Here is an 8,726-nt window from a genome sequence, read left to right as displayed (position 1 = left end):
CCAGCATGACTCCCGCCGTACGGACGCGCACCTTGCGGACGCGGTGGCGGCGACGCCGGCCGAAACCGGGCGCACGCCTCCCGCCGGTCGGCTGACCGGTGCGCGTGGGCCCCGGGACGGACGCTCCCGGGGCCCACGCCGTCTCCGGCGGAGGAGACGGCCCCGCCACACGAGGATCGGCGGCGGCGGCCGGTGAGAGCGGTCCCGGAGGCGCCGGGGACACGCCCCGCGGCGGCGATCGAGGACGGCGCCCCCGCGGGCGTCAGGAAAGCGGGCTCTCGCCGCTGTGGGGCCGGAAGCGGACCGGAAGCTCCCGCAGCCCGCGGATCACCGAACCGCTCCGGACCCAGACGAGCTCACCGGGCGGGCAGGCCAGCTCGATGTCAGGCAGGCGCTCCAGCAGCGTCCCGAAGGCGATCCGGCCCTCCAGCCTGGCCAGGGGTGCCCCCAGGCAGAAGTGGATGCCGTGGCCGAAGGCCACGTGACGGTTGTCCTCGCGGGTGATGTCGAGGGTGTCGGGAGCGTCGAAGACCTCGGGGTCGCGGTCCGCCGAGCCGATGAGGATGTGGACCATGCTGCCCTTGGGGATGGGGACACCCGCGATCTCGAGGTCCTCGGCCGCGAAGCGGAAGGTGGCCCGCTCGACCGGCCCGTCGTAGCGGAGGAACTCCTCGATCGCCGAGGGCAGCAGCTCCGGCCGGTCGCGCAGCAGCCGGAGCTGGCCGGGATCGGTCAGCAGCGCCAGCATGCCGTTGCCGATCAGGTTGACCGTGGTCTCGTGCCCGGCGATGAGCAGCAGCATGAGGGTGGCCAGCAGTTCCTGGTCGTCGAGCAGTTCGTCGTCGTCGTGGGCGGCCACCAGCGCGCTGACCAGGTCGTCGCGCGGGGAGGCCCGGCGCTCGGCGATGATCTCGGCGAAGTAGGTCTCGACGGCGGAGTTCACCTCCCGGCGGCGCCGGGCCCGCTCCTCGTCGAAGGCCGGAGTGATCAGCGCGCCGGACCACTCGCGGAAGGTGTCGCGGTCCTCGGCCGGTACGCCGAGCAGCTCGCAGATCACGGTGATCGGCAGCGGGAAGGCGAAGTCGTCGATCAGGTCGGCCTCGCCCCTGGCAGCCATCGCGTCGACGAGATCGTCGGTGATCTCCTGGATCCGGGGACGCAGGCCCTCGATCCGCCGGGGGGTGAAGGCCTTGGAGACCAGCCGGCGTAACCGGGTGTGGTCCGGCGGATCGCTGCTGAGCATGTTGTAGGAGAGCAACGGGTTGCCGGCGGTGAAGCGGTCGCGGAACGGTTCGAGAGCCCGGGCCAGGTCCTTGGTGAGGCGGGGGTCGTTGAGCGCGGGACGGCCGTGCTCGTAGTCGACCACGAGGAAGGCGTTCACGCCGGGCGGGAAGTCGATCGGATGGACGGGTCCGCTCTTCCTGAGCGCGGCGTAGGCGGGATAGGGGTCCCTGCCCAGTTCCGGGTTCAGCAGGAAATCGAAAGGCAGCTTGTCCGGCATCGGCGTCCCTCGGTGAGATGGATCATGTGTCCTTCTCTCCAGTCTGTCTCCGGGCACCGCCGGGCGTCCCATTGTGAGCGGGATCACAGGCCCCCGTGACGCCACGGGGCAGGGCCGGGGAGCGCCCGCCGGGGGCGCCCCCCGCGAGGGGGCTCGTCAGGAGAGCCGCACGTCCTTGATGATCACGGGGATCTTGGGGGCGTTCGAGCCGCCGTCACCGGTGATGTCGTCGGGGTTGGTGATCCAGCCGCCCTTGTAGACCTGGTCGAGGATGTCCATGCCCTGGGAGACGGTGCCGAAGGGCGTGAAGTCCGCCGACAGCTGGCCGGTCTCGTCGGCCAGCGAGATCCAGAACTGACTGCCGTTCTGGTTCGACGCCTCCGACGCCTGGGCCAGCGCGACCGTGCCCTTGGTGTACGGCATGCCGCCGAGGTTCTCGTCGTTGAAGACGTATCCCGAGCTGCCCTGGCCGTCGGTGGGGTTCTTGCCGTCGGCCTTGGCCTGCGGGTCGCCGCACTGCAGCAGGCCGAGCCCGGAGTTCTCCAGAGTCGCCAGGCGGTGGCACCTGGTGTTGTCGAAGAAGTTCTTCCTGGCCAGGAACGCGAAGGAGTTCACCGAGCATGGGGCCTGGGCCGTCGCGAGGTCGATCACGATGTCACCATGGTTGGTGGTGATCGTCATGGTCTTCAGCTTCAGGTTGGGCTTGGCCGGCGGCATGCCCACGTACTTCGCCGGGCTGCCGCTGGTGTCCTTGCGGTAGGAGCAGGTCAGCTTGGCCAGGTTGACCGAGGCGGTGGGGGACGGCTTCGGGGAGGCGCTCTCCGACGGGTCCGCGGAGGAGCTCGGGTCCGCGGCGGGGGAGCTCGTGGGGGCGGTGGCGCCGCTCTCGCTGTTTCCTCCAAGAAGGGTGGTGGCGGCGAACAGGCCCCCGGCCACGACGACCACGGCGGCGCCCACTCCGATGAAGGTGTTCCGCTTAGCCTTGGTCGCCTGCTGGGCACGCTGGGCCTGGCGCTCTTTGTGCTCCCGAGCCAACTGGCTCTGGCGGTCCTCACCGCTCACCGCTACGTCCTCCAGGATTACCGTTCCATGACTATTAACTGGGCGAAAGCGTACCGGCCTCGGCGTGTGCTGGATGTAAGTGACAGAATCCGCCGGATGAGGCGGAAGAGGAACGCGCGGATGGCCCGATACGCTCCAGGCGCCGTTCGCGGTGGAATCCGTGTCCGCCGATGACGAGCCGCCTGCGACATGTATGACGCCGACGAACGCATGACACCGACGACCGGAGCCGCCGCATGTTCGACGAGATCCTGGGACTGCCCGCCCACCCCCTGATCATCCACGCCGCGGTGGTCCTGACGCCGCTGCTGGCGGTACTGGCCGCCGTCTACGCGCTGGCCGCGCGCACGCGTACCGCGCTCACCTGGGCGGTGACGGTGCTCGCGGTGATCGTCCCGGTGGCGGTCTTCGCGGCCAGGGAGAGCGGTGAGGAGCTGGAGAGGGACTTCTCCTCGGCGGGCGGAGAGCTCGGCCGGCGCATCGCCGAGCACGAGAGCTTCGCGACCCCGCTGCTGCTCGCCGCGCTCGCCCTGGGGGCGGTCTCCCTGGGGCTCGTCTACGTCTCCCGCGCCGGACGCTTCCCCCGCCCGGCCGGGACGGCGCTCTCGGCGCTCACCGTGGTCCTGGCCGCAGTGGCCTGCTACTACGTGCTGCGCGCCGGTCACAGCGGCGCGACCGCGGTCTGGGGAGACTGAGACCCGCTGCGGGCTCCGTCCGCGGCGCGGGCGTCACGGCCGCGCCGCGGCGCCGTGGATCCGCGCCCGGTGGCCTGACGGTACTGTCTGACCGTGGACAGCCTGTTCGACTCGGTCGCCGAGGAGGCCCATCGCGGCCACGAGCCTCTGGCGGTGCGGATGCGCCCGCGCGGCCTCGACGAGGTGATCGGGCAGCGTCATCTGCTGGGGCAGGGCACGCCGCTGCGCCGCCTCGTGGAGGCGGAGGCCCCCATGTCGCTGTTCCTGTGGGGGCCGCCGGGCACCGGCAAGACCACCCTCGCCTACGTGGTCGCGGGCGTCACCAAGCGCCGCTTCGTCGAGATCTCCGCGGTCTCGGCGGGGGTCAAGGAGGTGCGCGCGGCCATCGAGCAGGCCCGCCGCGAGCTGGGCATGTCCGGCCGCCAGACCGTGCTGTTCGTCGACGAGGTGCACCGCTTCAACAAGGCGCAGCAGGACGCCCTGCTGCCCGCGGTCGAGAACCGCTGGGTCACCTTCATCGGCGCCACCACCGAGAACCCGTTCTTCTCCGTCATCTCGCCGCTGCTGTCCCGCTCGCTGCTGCTGACCCTGGAGTCGCTGTCCGACGACGACATCCGCGGTGTGCTGGAGCGAGCCGTCGCCGACCCGCGCGGCCTGGACGGAAAGGCACGGCTGGCGCCCGAGGCGGCCGAGCACCTGGTACGGCTGGCCGGGGGAGACGCCCGCCGGTCCCTCACCTACCTGGAGGCCGCCGCGCTGATCGCCGAGGGCGAGATCACCGTCGAGGTGGTCGAGCGCGCGGTCGACAAGGCGGCCGTCCGCTACGACCGTCAGGGCGACCAGCACTACGACGTGATCAGCGGCTTCATCAAGAGCATGCGCGGTTCGGACGCCGACGCCGCGTTGCACTACCTGGCCCGGATGATCGAGGCCGGTGAGGATCCCCGGTTCATCGCGCGCAGGATCGTCGTCTTCGCCTCGGAGGACGTCGGCATGGCCGACCCCACGTGCCTTCAGGTCGCCGTCGCCGCGGCCCAGGCGGTCGAGTTCATCGGCCTGCCCGAGGGGCGGCTGAACCTGGCCCAGGCCGTCATCCACTGCGCGCTCGCCCCCAAGTCCAACGCGGTGATCACCGCCATCGGCGCGGCCGCCGAGGACGTACGGCGCGGCAACATCGGCCACGTCCCCGACCACCTGCGCGACGCGCACTACCCCGGCGCCAAGAAGCTCGGTCACGGCAGGGGGTACAAGTATCCCCACGACTTCGAGCACGGCCTGGTCCGCCAGGACTACGCCCCGGCCGAGTTGCGGGACCGCCGCTACTACCAGCCGACCCGGCACGGCGCGGAGGCCGCCTTCGCCGACCGCTGGTCCAGGATCCGCGCCTTCCTGCGCGGCCAGTAGCCCTCCGGCCCGCGCGGCCGGTGCTCCGCGGGCCCGCGATCGCCCGCGTACGGCGGGTCGCTGTACGCGGGCGATCACGGGCCCGCGGGGATAGGCCGCCGTGAGACGGTATGCCGGGGAAGCGGTGCCGGACGCGGTAAGGTCTTGCCTGTTCCAGCCGGGTCAACTAAGGAGATCGGCGCATGCTTACCGCAGGAGAGGTCGCCGGGCTGATCGTCGCGATGGCCTGGGCGATCCTTGTCTGCTTCCTGGCCGTGGCCCTGGTCAAGCTGGCCAGGCTGCTCACCGAGACCACCAAGATGGTCTCCGAGCTGGGCGAGCGCGTGGTGCCGCTGCTGGAGGACGTCACGGCGACCGTCGGCGAGACCAACCGGCAGCTGGTCGCGGTGGAGGCCATCGCCCGCGACGTCAAGCAGGTGAGCGGGCACGCCGCCAAGGTGAGCGCCGTGACCCAGTCCCTGGTCACCGGACCCCTGATCAAGCTCGCCGCGCTGGGCCACGGCGTCCGGCAGGCCCTGTCCGCCCGCAGGAACGGCAGATCCGTCCCCCGCGTGGTCGAGGGGCGGCGGCGATGATCCGCAGACTCTTCTACATCTCCCTGGGCGCGTTCGGCGCGGTGTGGACGATGCGTAAGCTGCAGTCACTGCATCCGAACCACGTGGCCCGCCGCGCCGTGCGGAGCGCCTCCGGGATCCTGGACCAGGTCCGCGGCTTCGCGGCCGACGCCTTGGAGGGCGCGGCCCACCGTGAAACCGAGTTGCGCTCCAGGTTCGGACTCGACAGTGTTGAAAACACCCATAACTACCACGTAAAGGATGGCCGCTGACATGGAGTCGGCAGAGATCGCCCGCCGCTTCCTGCGCTTCTTCGAGGAGCGTGGGCACACCGTCGTGCCCTCGGCCAGCCTCATCGCCGAGGACCCGACGCTGCTTCTGGTCCCCGCGGGCATGGTGCCGTTCAAGCCTTACTTCCTGGGGCAGCAGAAGCCGCCATACAACCGGGCCGCCAGCGCCCAGAAGTGCGTGCGCACCCCCGACATCGACGAGGTCGGCAAGACCACCAGGCACGCCACGTTCTTCCAGATGCTCGGCAACTTCTCCTTCGGCGACTACTTCAAGGAGCAGGCGATCCCGCTGGCCTGGGAGCTGCTGACCAAGCCCGAGTCCGAGGGCGGGTTCGGCTTCCCCGAGGAGCGGCTCTGGGTCACCGTCTACCACGACGACGACGAGTCCTACGACATCTGGCACGAGAAGGTCGGCGTCCCCGCCGACCGCATCCAGCGCCGAGGCATGGCCGACAACTACTGGTCGATGGGCGTGCCCGGGCCGTGCGGCCCCTGCACCGAGATCTACTACGACCGCGGGGCCGAGTACGGCCGCGACGGCGGGCCGATCGCCGACGAGAACCGCTACCTCGAGGTGTGGAACAACGTCTTCATGCAGTTCGAGCGCGGCGCGGGCGGTGCCAAGGAGGGCTACCCGATCCTCGGTGAGCTGCCCGCCAAGAACGTCGACACCGGCATGGGCCTGGAGCGCATGGCGGCGATCCTGCAGGGCGTCGACAACATCTACGAGATCGACACCACCTACAAGATCCTCGACCGGGCCGCCGAGCTCACCAAGACGCGCTACGGCCGCGACGAGCGCGCCGACGTCTCGCTGCGCGTCGTGGCCGACCACGTCCGCACCGGCGTGATGCTCGTCGCCGACGGCGTGCTGCCCTCGAACGAGGGCAGGGGCTACGTGCTGCGGCGCATCCTGCGCCGCGCCATCCGCAACCTGCGTCTGCTGGGCGCCGGTGAGCAGCGCTACATGCACGAGCTGACCGCGGTGACCATCGACGTCATGGGCGAGCAGTACCCCGAGCTCAAGGCCGACGCCCCGCAGATCCACGGCGTCATCGACGCCGAGGAGGCCTCCTTCCTGGGCACCCTCCGCACCGGAACCGCGATCTTCGACGCGGCCGTCGAGGAGACCAAGCGCAAGGGGCAGGGCACGCTCGCCGGAGACCAGGCCTTCCAGCTCCACGACACCTACGGCTTCCCGATCGACCTGACCCTGGAGATGGCCTCCGAGCAGGGGCTCCAGGTCGACGAGGAGGGCTTCCGCCGGTTGATGAAGGAGCAGCGCGAACGGGCCAAGGCCGACGCCGCCGCCAAGAAGACCGGCAACGCCGACATCTCGGTGTTCGGCCAGATCCTGGAGAAGGCCGGCAAGGTCGAGTTCCTCGGCTACGACCACGTGATCGCCGAGTCCGAGGTCATCGGCCTGCTCGTCGACGGGGTCTCGGTTCCCGCCGCGGGCGCCGGAACCTCCGTCGAGGTCGTGCTGAGCCGTACGCCGTTCTACGCCGAGGGCGGCGGCCAGCTCGCCGACCAGGGGATCATCCGCACCGACGGGGCCGAGGTCGAGATCGTCGACGTGCAGTCCCCGGTCTCGGGCGTCGTCGTGCACCGGGGCAAGGTCCGCGGCGGCGAGATCCGGGTCGGCGACCAGGCCCAGGCCGAGATCGACGTCGAGCGGCGCCGCGCCATCTCCCGCAGCCACACCGCGACCCACCTCGTGCACCGCGGCTTCCGCAACGCGCTGGGCGAGACGGCGGCGCAGGCGGGCTCGGAGAACTCGCCCGGCCGCTTCCGCTTCGACTTCACCGCCGCGGGCGCCGTGCCCGCCAGCGTGCTGCGCGACGTCGAGGACGAGGTCAACGCCATCCTGATCAACGACCTGAAGGTCAACGCCTTCCACACCTCCCAGGCCGAGGCCAGGGCGATGGGCGCGCTGGCGCTGTTCGGCGAGAAGTACGGCGAGACCGTCCGCATCGTCGAGGTCGGCGACTACTCCCGCGAGCTCTGCGGCGGCACCCACGTCGCGAGCTCCGGCCAGCTCGGCCTGGTCAAGGTGCTGGGCGAGGCCTCGATCGGCGCCGGTGTGCGCCGGGTCGAGGCCCTGGTCGGCCTGGACGCCTTCCGCTTCCTGGCCCGCGAGAGCGTGCTCGTCGCCCAGCTCTCCGAGCAGCTCAAGGCCCGCCGGGAGGAGCTGCCCGAGCGGATCGAGGGCATCGTCACCCGGCTGCGCACCGCGGAGAAGGAGCTGGACAGGCTCCGTTCCGCCCAGGTCCTCGCGCTGGCGGGGGAGATGGCGGCGGGAGCCCGTGACCTGCACGGAGTGTCCGTTGTGACACACCGCGCGCCTGATGGCACCTCCCCCGACGATCTGCGTAAGCTCGCCCTTGACGTGCGCGGCCGGTTCCCCGGTGACCGCGCCGCGGTCGTCGTCGTCGCCGGTGTGCCGGCCGACCGGCCCGTCGTCGTCGCGGTGGTCAACGAGGCGGGGCGCGAGCGCGGCCTGAAGGCCGGCAGGCTCGTCGGTGTGGCGGCCAAGGCGCTCGGCGGCGGCGGAGGAGGCAAGGACGACGTCGCCCAGGGAGGCGGTGTCCGCCCTGAGGCGATCGGCGACGCGCTGGGCGCCGTCGAGCAGGCGATCGCGCAGGCGCTCGTCTGACGATCGGCGACGCCTGTGAGCCGGGCGCGGCTCGGGGGCGGAGGCAATGATGATGAGAAGCGGCATTCGACTTGGCGTCGACGTCGGCTCGGTCCGCATCGGCGTGGCCCGCAGCGACCCCTCGGGGTTGCTGGCCACGCCGGTGGAGACCGTACGGCGAGGCAGGGGCGACCTGGACCGGCTGGCGGAGATCGCGGCCGAATACGAGGCCGTGGAGATCGTGGTCGGCCTGCCCACCTCGCTCTCGGGGCGTGAGGGGCAGGCGGCGGAGGCCGCCAGGGAGTTCGCGGCCCGGATCTCCTCGCGCCTGGCGCCCATCCCGGTGCGGCTGTTCGACGAGCGGCTGACCACGGTCACCGCCCAGCAGGGCCTGCGGGCCAGCGGGGTGAAGGCCAGGAACCAGCGCGGTGTGGTCGACCAGGCGGCGGCCATCGTGCTGCTCCAGGCGGCGCTGGACAGTGAGCGCGCCACCGGCAGACCCCCGGGCAGAGCCGTCGAGCCGCCGGACGGGCAGCCCGGCGCGGGACCGGGCGGCGGGGCCGTCCGGTGAACCGTCTGTGATCC

Annotated in this window: 8 protein-coding genes; 6 read left to right on the top strand and 2 right to left on the bottom strand. The window is 71.4% G+C overall.

The window, feature by feature from the left end:
• Positions 1-262: 262 nt before the first annotated feature.
• Both AB0N02_RS46025 and AB0N02_RS46020 read right to left on the bottom strand, forming a co-directional pair.
• Positions 263-1,501, bottom strand: a complete 1,239-nt coding sequence (locus AB0N02_RS46025; RefSeq protein ID WP_363961265.1) for a cytochrome P450 — start codon at positions 1,499-1,501, stop codon at positions 263-265.
• A 156-nt stretch (positions 1,502-1,657) separates the two neighbouring features.
• A complete protein-coding gene (locus AB0N02_RS46020; protein ID WP_363961263.1) occupies positions 1,658-2,563 on the bottom strand; it encodes a peptidylprolyl isomerase in 906 nt (301 codons plus the stop codon).
• Positions 2,564-2,799: 236 nt separating this feature from the next.
• Here AB0N02_RS46020 and AB0N02_RS46015 point away from each other — a divergent pair, with 236 nt between their 5' ends.
• The 6 genes from AB0N02_RS46015 to ruvX all read left to right on the top strand — a co-directional run bounded on the left by AB0N02_RS46015 (position 2,800) and on the right by ruvX (position 8,712).
• Positions 2,800-3,258 (top strand): DUF2231 domain-containing protein, encoded by a 459-nt coding sequence (locus tag AB0N02_RS46015; protein ID WP_363961261.1) that lies wholly within the window; start codon positions 2,800-2,802, stop codon positions 3,256-3,258.
• Between the two features lie 93 nt (positions 3,259-3,351).
• Entirely contained in the window at positions 3,352-4,662 is a 1,311-nt protein-coding gene (locus AB0N02_RS46010; RefSeq protein ID WP_363961259.1) for a replication-associated recombination protein A, read from the top strand.
• 182 nt (positions 4,663-4,844) lie between these two features.
• Positions 4,845-5,237, top strand: coding sequence for a DUF948 domain-containing protein (locus AB0N02_RS46005; protein ID WP_363961257.1), 393 nt, complete (start codon positions 4,845-4,847; stop codon positions 5,235-5,237).
• Positions 5,234-5,488, top strand: coding sequence for a hypothetical protein (locus tag AB0N02_RS46000; protein WP_363961255.1), 255 nt, complete (start codon positions 5,234-5,236; stop codon positions 5,486-5,488). Before AB0N02_RS46005 ends, AB0N02_RS46000 begins: the two co-directional genes overlap by 4 nt.
• A 1-nt stretch (position 5,489) precedes the next feature.
• A complete protein-coding gene (gene alaS, locus AB0N02_RS45995) occupies positions 5,490-8,162 on the top strand; it encodes an alanine--tRNA ligase (RefSeq protein ID WP_363961253.1) in 2,673 nt (890 codons plus the stop codon).
• A 52-nt stretch (positions 8,163-8,214) separates the two neighbouring features.
• Positions 8,215-8,712 carry a Holliday junction resolvase RuvX gene (gene ruvX, locus AB0N02_RS45990; protein WP_363961251.1) on the top strand — a complete coding sequence of 166 codons (498 nt, stop codon included), beginning with the start codon at positions 8,215-8,217 and terminating at the stop codon, positions 8,710-8,712.
• The last annotated feature ends 14 nt before the right edge of the window (positions 8,713-8,726 follow it).

Source organism: Streptosporangium sp. NPDC051022, assembly GCF_040683035.1.
Classification (GTDB): Bacteria; Actinomycetota; Actinomycetes; order Streptosporangiales; family Streptosporangiaceae; genus Streptosporangium.
The sequence above is the reverse complement of the archived record's forward strand: the minus strand, read 5'-3'. Positions and strand labels throughout refer to the sequence as shown.